Consider the following 16294-nt stretch of genomic DNA (forward strand, 5'->3'; position numbering starts at 1 on the left):
CTCGGCTGTCAGCGGAATCCTGCATGCACGTCTTCAACATTCCCTCGTCGGCACCGTTTCTGCACACGCTTTTGAGCGCGCTGGTTGATGGCCGCCTGATCGAGAATTTCCGCGCGCGCGAAAATCCCGAACTTCTCGCGCAGGCGACGCTCTATCTGCCGACCCAGCGCGCCTGCCGCATGGCGCGCGAGGTTTTCCTCGACGTGATGGGGCAGGATGCCGTGCTGCTGCCGCGCATTATCGCCCTCGGCCATGTCGACGAAGACGAGCTCGATTTCGCCCAGGGTGACGCCGCCGGATTTTCCTCGCTCACGGTGCCGGAGGCGCTGGACGGGCTGCCGCGCCGGCTGGTGCTGATGCGGCTTGTCGATGCGTGGGCCAGGCGCCTCGGTTCGCGCGAGCTTGCCACCGCGCCTCTGGTCGCGGGCGGCCCTGCATCGACTCTCGCTTTGGCCGACGATCTTGCCCGTCTGATCGACGACATGACCACGCGCGGCATCGACTGGAACGCGCTCGACAATCTCGTGCCGGACGATCTCGACCGCTATTGGCAACTTACGCTCGACTTCCTCAAGATCGCCAAGGATGCGTGGCCCGCTTATCTGAGCGAGCAGAAACTCATCGAGTCCGCGCGCCGCCGCGATCTCCTGATCGAGGCGGAGGCCGAGCGGATCGCGGTGTCATCCGGCCCTTTCATCGCGGCAGGCTCGACCGGCTCGATGCCGTCCACCGCCAAATTCCTGCGCGCGATTGCGCGGCACCCGCAAGGCGCGGTGGTTCTGCCGGGACTCGACACCGATCTCGACGACGACGCATGGCGCGCCATTGGCGGCATACGCCACCCCGAAGGACACTTCGCGGAACACCCGCTGTCGAGCCACCCGCAATATGCTCTGCATGGCCTGCTGGATTCGATGGGGCTCGATCGTCATGCTGTCGGGGTGCTGGCCGCACCCGCCGCGCATGGCCGTGAACTGCTCGCCTCGGAAGCGATGCGGCCCGCCACCGAAACCGGGCGATGGCACCAGCGCCTCGCCGAGCAGGACATCGCCGCGCGCATTGAAGCAGGCTTCGACAATCTCGCCATTGTCGAGGCGGCCAATCCGGAGATGGAGGCTCTTGCCATCGCGGTCGCGATGCGGGAAGCGCGACAGCACAACAAGACCGCCGCGCTGGTGACGCCGGATCGCGCGCTGGCACGCCGCGTGATGGCAGCCCTTGGCCGCTGGAAGTTATCCTTCGACGATTCCGGCGGCGATTCGCTGATGGATACGCCCGCGGGCATTTTCGCCCGCCTTGCCGCGGAGACCATCACCACCGAGCTGTCGCCGCCATCGCTGCTCGCGCTGCTGAAACACCCGCTGCTCCGACTGGGACAGGCGGAAGGCGCCTGGACAGAAGCGATCTTCAATCTTGAACTCGCGGTGCTGCGCGGCACACGGCCCGCGCCCGGCTGCAAGGGATTGCAGGCAGCGTTCGCGTGGTTCGCCGAGGAATGGAGCAAGGCCCTACGCAAGCAACATTCCGCGCTGCATCGCTCCGAGCCGCGCTGCCGGCTGACGCAAGACGACATCGACGGCATTGCACGGCTGCTTGCCGCACTGACGGATGCCCTCGCGCCGCTCGAAAATCTTTCGCGTGGCGCGCACGACTTCGCAACGCTGGCGCAGCTCCATCGCGCAACGCTGACCCGCCTGTCTACCGCCGATGACGGCCGCGTCGCTGTCTTTGAGGGCGCAGACGGATCGCAGCTCGCGCAGGCGTTTGATGAACTGCTCGTGGCCGACAATGATACGCCTTCTCCCGCGCCAACGCACATCGCGCTTGAGCTTGCGGACTATCCCGATTTGTTCGCGACCGCTTTTGCCAGCCGCGTGGTGCGACGGCCGGAAAACGAAGATGCATCGCTGCGGATTTACGGCCTCCTGGAAGCGCGCCTCACGCAATGCGACCGCGTGATCCTCGGAGGCCTCGTCGAAGGCGTGTGGCCGCCCGCGCCGCGCATCGATCCGTGGCTGTCACGCCCGATGCGCCACGATCTCGGCCTCGATCTGCCGGAACGGCGCATCGGCCTCACCGCGCACGACTTCGCGCAACTGCTTGGCGTGGAAGACGTCATTCTCACGCACGCCACCAAGGTCGGCGGCGCGCCGTCGGTCGCCTCGCGATTCCTGCATCGCATGAAGGCAATTGCCAAACCGGAGGCGTGGGATGACGCGCTTGAACGCGGTACGCGCTACGTGCGTTATGCCGAGGCGCTCGATCATCCCGAGAGCGTTCAGCCCGTCGCTCAACCGGCACCGAAGCCGCCGGTGGCGCTGCGGCCGTTGCAGATGTCGGTGACGGAGATCGAAGACTGGCTGCGCGATCCTTATACGATCTTCGCCAAGCGCATTTTGAACCTCACGCCGCTCGATCCGATCGATCTTCCCTTGACCGCGGCGGATCGCGGCTCGGCGATCCATAACGCGCTCGGGGATTTCACCGCAGCCTACGGCAAAATCCTGCCGGACAATATTGCGGCAGAACTGTGGTCTTTCGGGGAACGTCATTTCGCAGGCTTGATGGAGCACCCCGAGGCGCGGGCGCTGTGGTGGCCGCGCTTCCTGCGCATCGCGGAATGGTTCGCCGGGTGGGAAATCAAGCGCCGCGAGGAGGTCGCCGCAATCGCCGCCGAATTGCGCGGCGAGATTTCGATCCCCCTCGATAACGGACGCAGCTTTACTCTGAGCGCGCGCGCGGATCGCATCGAGCACCGCAGCGACGGCACCTTCGCCATCGTCGATTACAAGACGGGCCAGCCGCCGAGCGGCAAGCAGGTGCGGCTTGGTCTGTCGCCGCAACTCACGCTGGAAGCCGCCATCCTGCGTGGCGGCGGGTTCAGGCCGTTCCCGGCTCGCGCCAGCGTCAGCGAACTGGTCTATGTCCGGCTCAACGGCAACAATCCAGCGGGCGAGGAGAAGATCGTCGATCTGCGTATCGCGCGCGGCGACGAACCCCAACTGCCGGACGATGCAGCCGACGAGGCGCTCGCCAAGCTCACCGCGCTCATCAGAAAATTCGAGAACCCCGATCAGGCCTACACCTCGCTCGATCTCGCGATGTGGTCGAACCGTTACGGCACCTATGACGATCTTGCCCGCATCAAGGAATGGTCGGCTGCGGGCCTTGGCGGAGGCGGCGCATGAGCAAGCCCCGCACCGACATTCCCGATGCCGTGCGCGATGCGCAGTTGCGCGCCTCGCATCCGCAATCCTCCGCCTTCGTCGCGGCCAATGCCGGATCCGGCAAGACCTATGTGCTCGTCAACCGCGTGATCCGCCTGCTGCTCAACGATGTCGCGCCGGAAAAAATTCTCTGCATCACCTTCACCAAGGCCGCCGCCGCCAACATGGCGCAGCGCGTGTTCGACACGCTGGGCAAATGGGTCGCGCTCTCCGACGACGAACTCGATGCCGCGATCCGCAATTCCGGCGCGCAGGTCACGCGCGAGGTCCGCGCACGCGCGCGAAAGCTGTTTGCCTGCGCGCTGGAAACGCCGGGCGGCCTGAAGGTGCAGACCATCCACGCGCTCTGCACCCGCCTGCTGCAACAGTTTCCGTTCGAGGCCAACGTGCCCGCGCATTTCGCCGTGCTCGACGAACGCGACCAGACCGACATGATGGAGCGCGCCAACCTCGCGGTGCTTCTGGAGGCCGCGCGCGCGCCGGACGGCGCGCTCGGCCGCGCGCTCGCCTTCGCGATGGCGCAGGCCGCCGACGTCACCTTCAAGGAGGTCGTGCAGGAGGCGTGCCTGAGCCGCGAGCATTTCATGGCGTGGATCGAAGGCGCGGGCGGCATCGAGGCCGCGATGATTCAGGTCTGCCGCGCGCTCGACATCGCAGCCGATAGACGGATCGCCGATATCGAACGCGAGATGGTCGATGGCCCGCATCTGCCGCGCAGCCGCTGGCTCGTCGCGGCGGACGCCCTCGAGCAGGGCGGCAAGAGCGATGCCACGCAAGGCGCACGCCTGCGAGCCGCCGCGGCTCTGTCGGGCGAGGCGCAACTCGACGAATATCTCGGCCTGTTCGTCACCAATGAGGGTGGCCCGCGCAAAACTCTGATGACCAAGGCGCTGGCCGCCACGCAAGGCACGCTCGCCGCAGCACTCATGCAGGAGCAGCCGCGCCTTCTCCAACTCGCCGGGCAGCGCCGCGCCGCGATCCAGCGCGACCGCACCCATGCCTTGCTCGTCATCGCAAGCGCGGTCGCGGCGCACTACCGGCGCGAGAAGCAGACGCGGGGCCTGCTGGATTATGACGATCTGATCGACAAGACCCACGCGATGCTGACCGGCGGCTACGCCTCGTGGGTGCATTTCAAGCTCGACCGCGGCATCGACCATGTGCTGATCGACGAGGCGCAGGACACCAGTCCCCGGCAATGGGACATCATCGAGAGCTTCGTTGCCGAATTCACCGCGGGCGCGGGCGCGCGCGGCGACATCCGCCGCACCGTGTTCGCGGTCGGCGACGAGAAGCAGTCGATCTTCTCGTTTCAGGGCGCGGCCCCGCGCGAATTCGATTTGCGCCGGCGCGCGATGATGACGCGTCATGCCCACGCGAAACTTGCCTTTGAATCGGTGTCGTTCAAGCACTCGTTCCGCTCGGGTGCCGCGATCCTCGACTCGGTCGATTACGTGTTCCGCGAACAGGCGATCTACAAGAGCATCCATAACGACGACGCCTATCCGGTCCACGACGCACTGCCAGACGCAGCCCCCGCGATGGTCGAATTGTGGAATCTGGAAGAGCCGGACGAGCGCCCCGAGATCGAGGGCTGGGACGCGCCGTTCGACAGCGTCTCCACCACAAGCCCCGACGTGAAGCTCGCGCGCCGCGTGCAGGCCGGGATCAAGTCGTTGATCGACGCGGGCATCATGACAGGCACCACGGGCAACCGCCGCAAATTGCGCTACGGCGACGTGATGATTCTGGTGCGGCGGCGCGGCGCCACGTTCGATGCGGTCATTCAGGCGCTCAAGCACGCGGGCATTCCTGTCGCGGGCGCGGACCGGCTCAAGCTGACAGAGCACATCGCGGTGATCGACCTGATGCATCTCGCCGATGCGCTGCTACTCCCGCAAGATGATCTTGCGCTGGCGGTGGCGCTGAAAAGCCCGCTGTTCGGACTCGACGACGACGACCTGCTCGCCATCGCGCCTGCCCGCACCGGCTCGCTGCGCGAGGCGCTTGCAAGTCGCGCAGGCTCCTCGCCGAAATTGCAGGCGGCCAACGATTTTCTCATGCGATGCGAGCAGCGTTTCGCGCGGCTTGCGCCGTTCGCGTTCTTCGCATGGCTGCTCGGCGGCGAAGGCGGCGGCTCCGGCGGGCGCGCCCGCATCCTGCGGCGTCTGGGGCCGGAGGCGAACGACGCGCTCGACGAGTTTCTCGAACTCGCACTGACCTATGAACGCAAGGCGGCCGCCTCATCGCAGGGCTTCATCGCGTGGCTGCGCGCCGCCGACACCGACGTGAAGCGCGACATGGAGATCCTGCGCGACGAGGTTCGCGTCATGACCGTGCACGGCGCGAAGGGCCTCGAGGCTTCCGTGGTGTTTCTGGTCGACACCACTACCTCGCCGTCGGATACCCAGCGGCTGAAGCTGATCCGCATGCCGCACGGCAATGCCGGACCGGGCGACGTGGTGCTGTGGGCGGGCGCGAAACGCGACGACACCGAGGCGGTGGCGCAGGCCCGCGCCGCGATGCGCGACGACACCGAGCACGAATACCGCCGCCTGCTCTATGTCGCGATGACGCGCGCCGCCGAACGGCTGATCGTCGGCGGCTGCCAGCCCGGCAACCGCAACAATGTGCGCGAACTGTCATGGTACGACCTGATCGACAAGGGGCTTGCGGCCTCGCCGCTGACGATGGCCGAGATCGAAACGCCGTTCGGGCCTGTCAGGCGCTACACCCGCGCGGGCGATGTCGAGCCCGAGGCGATGGAGGATGTCGCCGCGAATCCCGCCGCGCCAGCGCCGCTGCCGGACTGGTTGCGCGCGAACGCGCCACTTGAGATTCCGCGCGAACGACCGATCGCGCCGTCAGACGCGCGCGACGACGCACACCTTCCCCTGCCGACCCCGGAAGCCGCGCTTGCGCGCCAGCGCGCGCGGCTGCGCGGCCAGTGGGTGCATCGCCTGCTGCAATCGCTGCCGGATATCGCGCCCGGCCAGCGCAAGGCGGCGGCGGAGCGTTTTCTCGCCCGCCATGCGCAGGATGGATTTAGCAAGGATGAACTCGATCAACTCGCGCAGCAAATTGTCGATCTGATCGGGGAGTCGCAATTCGCCTCGCTGTTCACGCCGGGCAGCCGCGCCGAAGTCTCGATCGCGGGGCGGATCGATATCGGCGGCAAGACCGTGCGCGTGTCAGGCCAGATCGACCGCCTCGTCATCGCGCCCGGCGAAATCATGATCGTCGATTACAAGACCGGCCCCGCGCCGCGCACGGAAGCGCCGCCGCAATATGTCAGCCAGCTCGCGCTTTACCGCGCGGTGCTCGCGAAACTCTATCCCGGCAGGACCATACGCTGCGCGCTGCTGTGGACGGAAACCGCGCGGATGGCCGAGGTCCCGTCTGCGACGTTGGACTCAGGGCTGGCGGCGGCCTTCTCCGGGGATATCGCCTAGCCATTGATATCATTACAGAATATTATGCCCGGCGATTCGGCATAGCAGCAACACGGCTGCTTTGCCAGCCTTGACCGGGTTGAAGGGCATTCATACGTTTGCGCCAATCAAACGGGCGCCGATTCTCAATCCGGCGCCTTCATCAACGAGGCAGATCATGGGCGTAGGCAAGGTTTCTGATTCCGACTTCGAGGCTGAAGTTCTCAAGGCGGAAGGACCGGTCGTGGTGGATTTCTGGGCGGAATGGTGCGGCCCCTGCCGCATGATCGCTCCGGCGCTCGACGAGATCGCGGGCGCGATGGGCGACAAGGTGAAGATCGTCAAGCTCAACGTCGACGAGAGCCCGAAGACCGCATCGAAGTACGGCGTGATGTCGATTCCGACCCTGATGATCTTCAAGGGCGGCGAGATGGCCTCGCGCCAGGTCGGCGCCGCGCCTAAGCAGAAGCTGCAACAGTGGATCACCGCCGCCGTGTAAGCGTTCGCATACTCGGATTTGAAACGGCCGGTGAAAATTTCACCGGCCGTTTTGTTTTGCGATTTAAGCCGGCAGCGTGCCGTTTTCCGCCAGCACATGGCCCGCGAGATAGAGCGAGCCGGTGATGAGAATGCGCGGCGGCGTCTCGTAGGCCATCGAGGCGACAAAGCTCAACGCCTCGCCGACATTGCGCGCGATGTCCGCGCGCATCTCCAGCGACCGCGCGATGGAAGCGAGTTGCTCGGGCGCCATCGCGTTGTCGTTGCCGGGGATCGGTACCGCGACCACATGCCGGGTCAGGCCCGAGAAATTCGCGAGGAAGCCGCGCGCGTCCTTGTTGCCCATCATGCCTACGATCAACACCACGGGGCGCTCGATCCGCTCGCCGAGGTCCGCCAGCGCCGCCGCCGTGACGCGCCCGCCATCGGCATTATGGCCGCCGTCGAGCCAGATTTCGCAGCCTTCCGGCGCGTAGGCGAACAGAGCGCCGGACGGCAGCCGCTGCATTCGCGCCGGCCACTCGGCGCGCGCGATGCCCTGCTCGAACGCCGCGGGCTCGATGGCGAGAGAGTCGATCGCGCGCAGCGTGGCGATCGCCAGCCCGGCATTGTCGAACTGGTGACGACCGAACAAACGGGGCGCCGCGAGATCGAGCAGGCCGCGCTCGTCGGAATAGACGAGCCGTCCATGCTCGACGCCGACATGCCATTCCTGCGTCGCGGACGACAGCGGCGCGCGCAGCTTACGGGCCGTCTGTTCGATCACCGCCTGCGCCTCGGCCTGCTGCTCCGCCGCAATCACCGGCACGCCGCGTTTGATGACGCCGGCCTTCTCGCCCGCGATCTTGATCAGCGTGTCGCCGAGAAATTCCGGATGATCCATGCCGATCGGCGTAATCACGCTGGCGAGCGGCGCGTCCACCACGTTGGTCGCATCCAGCCTGCCGCCGAGGCCAACCTCGAGCAGCACCACGTCGGCGATATGCTGCGAGAACAGCACGAAGGCGGCGGCGGTTTCGATCTCGAACAGCGTGATCGGCGCGCCGCCATTGGCACGCTCGCACTGGGCAAACGCATCCTCCAGTTGCTCGTCGGTCGCAAGCACGCCCGCGACGCGGAAGCGTTCGTTGATGCGCACGAGATGCGGCGAGGTGTAAACGTGGACCCGCAGCCCCGCCGCTTCCAGGATCGCGCGCAGGAAGGCAACGGTCGAACCCTTGCCGTTGGTACCCGCGACATGGATCACCGGCGGCAGGCGACGCTCGGGATGATCCAGCGCCGCGAGGATGCGCTCGATGCGCGACAGATCGAGATCGATGCGCTTGGGATGCAGCGCCGTCAGCCGCGTCAGCAGATCGTCGAGCTCGCGGCGCGCGGGGACAGCGGCGCTCACGCCGGCGACGCAGCCGCGTCCGGCGGCAGCACTTCGACATCCGGCAGACGCGGCGCGGCCGCCTCCTCCGTGTGCGCGGACGGCGCTTTCATCAGCAGGCGGCACAGCCGCGCCAGCGTGGCGCGCATGTCATGGCGGTGCACCACCATATCGACCATGCCATGGTCTTTCAGATATTCGGCGCGCTGGAAGCCTTCCGGCAGCTTCTCACGGATGGTCTGCTCGATCACGCGCGCGCCGGCGAAGCCGATCAGCGCGCCCGGCTCGGCGAGTTGCACGTCGCCCAGCATCGCGTAGGACGCGGTGACGCCGCCGGTGGTCGGGTTGGTCAGCACCACGATGTAGGGCAGCTTCGCTTCGCGCAGCAATTGAATGGCGACCGTGGTGCGCGGCATCTGCATCAGCGACAAAATGCCCTCCTGCATCCGCGCGCCGCCCGACGCCGCGAACATGATGAAGGGCGCATGCTTCTCGACCGCGAGTTGCAATCCCTTGACGATCGCCTCGCCCGCCGCCATGCCGAGCGAGCCGCCCATGAAATCGAAATCCTGCACCGCGACCACGGCGGGCGAACTCTCGATCCGGCCATAACCGACCTTCACCGCATCGTTCATGCCGGTCTTGGCGCGCGCGTCCTTGATGCGGTCGGCATATTTGCGCTCGTCGCGAAACTTCAGCGGATCGGCGGCGACATCCGGCAGCGCGACATCGAACCAGGTCTCGTTGTCGAACACCGATTTCAGCCGCGCGGTCGCGCCCATGCGCATGTGATAGTTCGAGCCGGGAATGACGAACTGGTTGGCCTCGACATCCTTGTAGAACACGAGCTGGCCGGAATCCGGGCACTTGATCCACAAATTCTCCGGCGTCTCGCGGCGGATCATGTTGCGGATTTTCGGACGGACGACGTCGGTCAACCAGTTCATGGGCGGGCTCCCGCTTCAATTCAGCCGATATATGGACGCCCGGCGCGGGCCGGGCAACCCGAACATTTTCAAATAAATCTATTGCGCGCCGGGCTTTGACCCGCGCACTCCGGCAGCGAGCGCCGCCACCAAATCTGTGACCGCCGGGACCGTCTTCGCGCTGGCTTTCCCGTCCGCATCGAGCGTGGCGCGCAGCGCATCGATCAGCGCCGAGCCGACCACCGCGCCCTCGCCATGCCGCGCGATGCGCGCCGCAGCCTCCGGCGTGCGGATGCCGAAACCGACGCAGACCGGAAGTTGCGTGTGACGCTTGATCCGCGCCACCGCCTCGCCGACCTCTTTGTCGTCGGCAGCGGCCGAGCCGGTGATGCCGGTGATGGAGACGTAATAGACAAAGCCCGAGGTATTGGCGAGCACCGCCGGCAGGCGCTTGTCGTCGGTGGTCGGCGTCGCGAGACGGATGAAGTTCACGCCCGCCTTCAGCGCGGGAATGCAAAGCTCTTCGTCTTCCTCCGGCGGCAGATCGACCACGATGAGGCCATCGACACCGGCGGCTTTCGCGTCCACCAGAAACTTATCGACGCCGTAGATGAAGATCGGATTGTAGTAGCCCATCAGCACGACCGGCGTCGCGGGCTCGGTCGCGCGGAAGTCGCGCACCACCTGCAATGTCTTTTTCAGCGTGGTGCCAGACTTGAGTGCACGCAGGCCCGCGGCCTGAATCGCGGGACCGTCCGCCATCGGATCGGTGAACGGCATGCCGATCTCGATCACGTCGGCGCCCGCCTTCGGCAGCGCCTTGAGGATTTCGAGCGAGGTTGCGAGGTCCGGGTCGCCGCACATTAAGAAGGTGACGAGCGCCGCGCGGCCCTCTTTCTTCAGTTCGGCGAAACGGGTGTCGAGGCGCGTGGTCATGACTTGCGCCCCCGCAGAATATCGCCGACCTGCGGCACGTCCTTGTCGCCACGGCCGGAGAGATTGACGACCATCAGATGATCGCGCGGACGTTTCGGCGCGAGTTCTGACAATTTGGCAATCGCATGCGCCGACTCCAGCGCCGGAATGATGCCTTCCAGCCGCGACAGCAACTGGAACGCGGCGAGCGCCTCCTCGTCTGTCGCGGACAGATACGTCACGCGGCCGGTCTCGTGCAGCCATGCATGCTCGGGACCGATGCCGGGATAATCGAGGCCCGCCGAGATCGAATGCGCGTCTTGAATCTGGCCGTCGTCATCCATCAAGAGATAGGTGCGGTTGCCGTGCAGCACGCCGGGACGCCCGCCCGCGAGCGAGGCCGCGTGCAGATTGGTGAGACCATGGCCTGCGGCCTCGACGCCGAAAATCTCGACGGAGGGATCGTCAAGGAACGGATGAAACAGTCCCATCGCGTTGGAGCCGCCGCCGATGCAGGCGACGAGCGAATCCGGCAGGCGGCCTTCGGCGTCCATCATCTGCGCGCGCGTCTCGTGCCCGATGATCGACTGGAAATCGCGCACCATCGCCGGATACGGATGCGGACCCGCCACCGTGCCGATGCAATAGAACGTGGTCGCGACGTTGGTGACCCAATCGCGCAGCGCATCGTTCATCGCATCCTTGAGCGTGCGCGTGCCGGACTGCACCGGCACCACTTTCGCGCCCAGCATCTCCATGCGGATCACGTTCGGCTGTTGCCGCTCGACATCGACCGCGCCCATGTAGACGATGCACTCGAGCCCGAAGCGCGCGCACAGCGTCGCGGTGGCGACGCCATGCTGCCCAGCACCTGTCTCGGCGATGATGCGCTTCTTGCCCATGCGGCGCGCGACCATGATCTGGCCGAGCACATTGTTGACCTTGTGCGAGCCAGTGTGGTTCAGCTCCTCGCGCTTCAGATAGATTTTCGCGCCGCCGAGATGTTCGGTGAGCCGTTCGGCGAAATACAAAGGCGACGGACGGCCGACATAGTCCTTCAAATAGGCGTTCATCTCCTTCTGAAACGCCGGATCGGCCTTGGCCTGCGCATAGGCTTTTTCCAGATCGAGGATCAGCGGCATCAGCGTTTCGGCGACGAAGCGGCCGCCGAAGGTGCCGAAATGGCCGCGTTCATCGGGGCCGGAACGGAAGGAATTGGGTTTTGCCAAGCTCATATCTAACCTTCGTCATGGCCGGATTCAGTCCGGCCATCCACGTCTTATTGATGATGCGATACTGCGAAATTATCCCGCATTGGCTGTCGCCGTATGCAGGCTGGCCTCGGCCCCGCGCGCCGCGCCGATGAAGGCGCGGATCATGTTGGCGTCCTTGACGCCGGGCGCGCGCTCGACGCCGGACGACACGTCGATACCCTGCGGACGAGCAATATTGATCGCCTGCGCGAGGTTGCCCGCGTTGAGACCGCCCGACAAAAAGAACGGCTTGCCCAGTTTTAGATCTTCCAGAATGCGCCAGTCGAACGGCACGCCGAGCCCGCCGGGACGGGTGGCATCCTTCGGCGCGCGGGCATCGAACAGAATGCGGTCCGCGACGGCGGCATAGCCCGCGACGGCGGCGAGATCGTCGCGGCTCTCCACCGGGATCGCCTTCATCACCGGCAGGCCGAATTGCTGCTTGAGGTCGCGGATGCGCGCCACGCTTTCACGCCCGTGCAGTTGCAGCCAGTCCGGGCGCAGCGTCTCGACGATGTTGGCGATGGTGGCGTCGTCGGCATCGACCGTCAGCGCCACCTTGCCCGCGCGGTCCTTGACGCGGCGGCCGAGATCGCGCGCCGCCTCCAGCGACAGATGGCGCGGCGAGGGCGGAAAGAACACGAAGCCCACCATGTCGGCGCCAGCGTCCAGAGCCGCATCAAGCGTCTCCGGTTCGGACAGGCCGCAGATTTTCACGATCAGGGACATGAGGTTGAGCTGGGTTAAGCGATCCAAGCAGGGAAGGCGCGTTCTACAACGTCGCGTGCTGCTTGTCTTGTGCAATGGCCAGCGGCGGAACGCCGGGCCGGGGCGAAGGAGCCGGAAAAGCCGGATTCCGCCGCAATTCCGCCAGCTCGGCGCGGGCCTGCGCGGCCTCCGCCTCCAGCCGGCGGGCCGCCTTGCGGTGACGGCGCTGCCCGAACCAGACCGCCAGCCCGCCCGCCAGAACCCCCAGCATCGCGGCGGCGACGATGACGATGAACAGCGGCAGCGCCAGGGCAAACGAAGGATCGCCGGAATCGAAGGGGTTGAACGACACCGTGACGAAGCGGCGGTTGGCGAGCGCGAAGGCAAGCAACACCAATGCGAGCGGCACGATCAGCACGGTGTTGACGATCTTGCGCATCCCGTCCTTCCCGAATGGTCCGGCATATCAGCGCGCGAGGGCGCCGCGCGAAGCGATCAGGACGCCGCGGCTTCCCCGTCGAGGCCGTTGCGGTTGAGCCGTTCACGCATTTCCTTGCCGGTCTTGAAGAACGGCACGCTCTTCTGCTCGACAGGCACGTGCTCGCCGGTGCGCGGATTGCGGCCCGCGCGCGCCGGGCGATGCTTCACAGAGAAAGCGCCGAAACCTCGCAGTTCGACACGATCGCCGCGCGACAATGCCGAGACGATCTCCTCGAGGATCGCGTTGACGATGTTCTCCACGTCCCTCTGGTAGAGATGCGGATTATGCTCGGCAATGCGCTGAACGAGTTCTGATTTGATCATCGGTTCGGAGGCTCGCGGTCGTTGCGGGTGACATTTCCTTGAAAAAGCCTTGAACTGTCAAGTCGCATAACGCCCAAGACGAGAGCGATTTTGCGTGACAATTGAAAGCATTCGCTCACTTGGAGGTCTCGACGGGCCGATGAAACGTGATTCAGCCATTCAATTCGTGCCCGCGGGCCGCCACAATGCCAGCATGCCTTCGAGTTGCAGTTGCTCACTCAGGCTCGCCGCGCCGTTACCGCCGACAAACCGCGCCACCGTGGGCAGCCCGAGCGATTCAAACGCCATCGCCGCCGCCGCGCGCAGGAACGTCATGTCGGAAAAGCGCGGCGCGAGCTTGTAATCGCGCACCGGCAGGTCGCTCTTGATCTTGTTCTGGGCCAGCAGCCATTTCACCGCCGTCTTCTCGTCGCCGAGTTCGTCGATCAGCTTCAGCCCCACAGCCTGGCGGCCGGTGAACACGCGCCCGTCGGAGACGGTCTGCAACGTGGCGTCGTCCATGTGCCGCCGCGTCTTCACCAGATCCTTGAACCAGGCGAAGGAATCCTTCACCAGCGCGTCGAGCGCGGCGCGCGCTTCCGGCGAGGTCGGCTCAAAGCCGTTCGGCGCGGCCTTCAGCGGCGCCGACTTCACCTCCTCGACCTTGACGCCGACGGTCTTCAGCAGGTCGGCGAAATTCGGAAACTGAAACAGCACGCCGATCGAGCCGACCAGCGAGGTCTGCTGCGCGATGATGTGATCGGACGCCAGCGCCGTGATGTAGCCGCCCGAAGCCGCCAGACCCTCGACCACGACGACCAGCGGCTTCTTCGCCTTCAGCCGCGTCAGCGCGTCGAACAACTGCTCGGAGCCCGCCGTGGTGCCGCCGGGCGAATTGATGTGCACGATGACGGCGGCGGCGTTCGATTTCTCCAGCCGCTCCAGTGCCGCGACGCGCTCGTCGTTGCTGCGGATCAGCCCTTCGATCTTGATCCGGGCGATGGCGTCCTTGCCGGTCAGCGCCTGTCGCCCGGCGGGCGTGAGCAGCATTCCGCCCCCGACCACCGCGGCGATCACGAGCAGGCCGCTCACCACGCGCCAGAACGTCAGCTTGCGGCGAATGCGGCGGCGGTCAACGATCAGGTCGGATTCGAACGACATGCGGCTCTCCGGTGGGCGGCGCGTTATCCCCGCTCAGTGCTTGAGATTGAGTGATCGGGATACATCAAATACGAGACAATTTGAACTCTTCCCCGTGCAACTCTCTGCAAACAAAAAGGGCCCCGAAACCGGGGCCCTTTCCGCAACAATGATGACAAGGCTTACTTGTCGCGCTTCTTCAGCGCGTTGCCGAGAATGTCGCCCAGCGTCGCGCCCGAATCCGAAGATCCGTACTGCGCGATGGCTTCCTTCTCCTCGGCCACCTCAAGCGCCTTGATCGACACCTGGACCTTGCGGGCCTTCTTGTCGAACTGGATGACGCGGGCATCGACCTTCTCGCCGACGGCGAAGCGCTCGGCGCGCTGGTCGTTGCGATCGCGCGCGAGTTCCGAACGCTTGATGAAGGTGGTGAAGTCGGTGCCGGCGATCTGCACGTCGATGCCGGCTTCCTTCACGTCGAGGATTTCGCAAGTCACGACCGCGCCCTTCTTGACGTCGCCAGGCTCCGCGAAGGGGTCGCCTTCGAGCTGCTTGACGCCGAGCGAAATGCGCTCCTTCTCGACATCCACGTCGAGCACCACGGCCTTGACCATGTCGCCCTTCTTGAAGTTGTCGATCACCTGCTCGCCCGGCTGCTTCCAGTCGAGGTCGGACAGATGCACCATGCCGTCGACGTCGCCGTCGAGACCCAGGAACAGGCCGAACTCGGTCTTGTTCTTGACCTCGCCTTCCACGGTCGCGCCGACCGGGAACTTCTCGACGAACACTTCCCACGGATTGCGCATGGTCTGCTTGAGACCGAGCGAGATGCGGCGCTTGGCCGAATCCACTTCCAGCACCTGCACTTCGACTTCCTGCGAGGTCGAAACGATCTTGCCGGGATGCATGTTCTTCTTGGTCCACGACATCTCCGAGACGTGGATCAGGCCTTCGATGCCCGGCTCCAGTTCGACGAACGCGCCGTAGTCGGTGATGTTGGTGACGCGGCCGGTGACGCGGGCGTTGAGCGGATACTTCGCCTCGATGCCCTGCCACGGATCGTCCAGCAGCTGCTTCATGCCGAGCGAGATGCGGTGGGTCTCGTGGTTGATCTTGATGATCTTGACCTTCACCGTCTGGCCGATGGTCAGCACCTCGGTCGGATGGTTGACGCGGCGCCACGCGATGTCGGTGACGTGCAGCAGGCCGTCGATGCCGCCGAGGTCAACGAACGCACCGTAATCGGTGATGTTCTTGACGACGCCGTCGATCACCTGACCCTCTTCGAGGTTCTGCACCAGTTCCTGGCGCTGCTCGGCGCGGGTCTCTTCGAGAACCGTGCGGCGGGAGACGACGATGTTGCCGCGGCGGCGATCCATCTTCAGAATTTGGAACGGCTGCGAATTGTTCATCAGCGGGCCGACGTCGCGGATCGGGCGAATGTCGACCTGCGAGCGCGGCAGGAACGCCACAGCGCCGTCGAGGTCGACGGTGAAGCCGCCCTTGACCTGATTGAAGATGACGCCGTGAACCTTCTCGTTGGCGTTGAACGCCTTCTCGAGCTTGCCCCAGCTTTCCTCGCGGCGCGCCTTGTCGCGCGACAGCACGGCTTCGCCGAGGGCGTTTTCGATCCGGTCCAGGAAGACTTCGACTTCGTCGCCGACCTTGATGGTGTTCTCGCGGCCGGGGCCGTTGAACTCGCGAAGCGCCACGCGGCCTTCGGTCTTCAGGCCGACGTCGATGACGGCCATGTCCTTCTCGATCGCCACAACCTTGCCCTTGATGACAGAGCTTTCCTGAAGGTTGCCGCCCGAAAAGGATTCATCGAGCATCGCCGCGAAATCCTCGCGGCTCGGGTTATAGGAAGATGCAGTCGAAGCCATTGGTTCTCCAGATCGCGGGTTGGCCGGTGTTGGGTTGATGGCGCATCGCGCGGGAAGGGCCAAAGGTCCGCAACCTTTGACGACCGCCTCGCCAACCTTCACGGTTCACGAGAGCGGGCCGGCCTGTGCCTGCACGAGCGATGCGATGATTTCCGTCG

General features: G+C 65.4%; 12 protein-coding genes. 3 read left to right on the forward strand and 9 right to left on the reverse strand.

The genetic code is table 11. The features are described from left to right. Positions 1-23: 23 nt before the first annotated feature. The 3 genes from addB to trxA all read left to right on the forward strand — a co-directional run bounded on the left by addB (position 24) and on the right by trxA (position 7157). Complete coding sequence (addB, locus tag AFIC_RS00265) at positions 24-3188, forward strand: double-strand break repair protein AddB (protein ID WP_275247208.1); 3165 nt, start codon at positions 24-26, stop codon at positions 3186-3188. Then, on the forward strand, positions 3185-6679 hold the full coding sequence (addA, locus tag AFIC_RS00270; protein WP_275247209.1) for a double-strand break repair helicase AddA: 3495 nt from the start codon (positions 3185-3187) through the stop codon (positions 6677-6679). The genes addB and addA overlap by 4 nt, the downstream gene beginning before the upstream one ends. A 121-nt stretch (positions 6680-6800) precedes the next feature. Further along, positions 6801-7157 (forward strand): thioredoxin, encoded by a 357-nt coding sequence (trxA, locus tag AFIC_RS00275; protein WP_275248764.1) that lies wholly within the window; start codon positions 6801-6803, stop codon positions 7155-7157. Between the two features lie 63 nt (positions 7158-7220). On the opposite strand, the gene AFIC_RS00280 is transcribed toward trxA, so the two are convergent. The 9 genes from AFIC_RS00280 to rpsA form a co-directional block, all read right to left on the reverse strand. Then, positions 7221-8549 carry a bifunctional folylpolyglutamate synthase/dihydrofolate synthase gene (locus tag AFIC_RS00280; RefSeq protein ID WP_275247210.1) on the reverse strand — a complete coding sequence of 443 codons (1329 nt, stop codon included), beginning with the start codon at positions 8547-8549 and terminating at the stop codon, positions 7221-7223. Next, positions 8546-9475 carry an acetyl-CoA carboxylase, carboxyltransferase subunit beta gene (accD, locus tag AFIC_RS00285; RefSeq protein WP_275247211.1) on the reverse strand — a complete coding sequence of 310 codons (930 nt, stop codon included), beginning with the start codon at positions 9473-9475 and terminating at the stop codon, positions 8546-8548. The genes AFIC_RS00280 and accD overlap by 4 nt, the downstream gene beginning before the upstream one ends. A gap of 78 nt (positions 9476-9553) precedes the next feature. After that, on the reverse strand, positions 9554-10390 hold the full coding sequence (gene trpA, locus AFIC_RS00290) for a tryptophan synthase subunit alpha (protein ID WP_275247212.1): 837 nt from the start codon (positions 10388-10390) through the stop codon (positions 9554-9556). Beyond that, positions 10387-11604, reverse strand: coding sequence for a tryptophan synthase subunit beta (gene trpB / locus AFIC_RS00295; protein ID WP_275247213.1), 1218 nt, complete (start codon positions 11602-11604; stop codon positions 10387-10389). Before trpB ends, trpA begins: the two co-directional genes overlap by 4 nt. Positions 11605-11673: 69 nt before the next feature. Then, the gene (locus tag AFIC_RS00300; RefSeq protein WP_275247214.1) at positions 11674-12351 is read right to left on the reverse strand and encodes a phosphoribosylanthranilate isomerase; all 678 of its coding nucleotides are present in this window, start codon (positions 12349-12351) and stop codon (positions 11674-11676) included. 43 nt (positions 12352-12394) lie between these two features. Next, positions 12395-12769, reverse strand: coding sequence for a LapA family protein (locus tag AFIC_RS00305; protein ID WP_275247215.1), 375 nt, complete (start codon positions 12767-12769; stop codon positions 12395-12397). A 56-nt stretch (positions 12770-12825) separates the two neighbouring features. Next, complete coding sequence (locus AFIC_RS00310; RefSeq protein ID WP_275247216.1) at positions 12826-13134, reverse strand: integration host factor subunit beta; 309 nt, start codon at positions 13132-13134, stop codon at positions 12826-12828. A 159-nt stretch (positions 13135-13293) separates the two neighbouring features. After that, positions 13294-14274, reverse strand: coding sequence for a signal peptide peptidase SppA (gene sppA / locus AFIC_RS00315; protein WP_275247217.1), 981 nt, complete (start codon positions 14272-14274; stop codon positions 13294-13296). A gap of 161 nt (positions 14275-14435) precedes the next feature. Beyond that, a complete protein-coding gene (gene rpsA, locus AFIC_RS00320) occupies positions 14436-16136 on the reverse strand; it encodes a 30S ribosomal protein S1 (RefSeq protein ID WP_275247218.1) in 1701 nt (566 codons plus the stop codon). Between the last annotated feature and the right edge of the window lie 158 nt (positions 16137-16294).

It is taken from the genome of [Pseudomonas] carboxydohydrogena (assembly GCF_029030725.1).
GTDB classification, from domain to species: Bacteria; Pseudomonadota; Alphaproteobacteria; order Rhizobiales; family Xanthobacteraceae; genus Afipia; species Afipia carboxydohydrogena.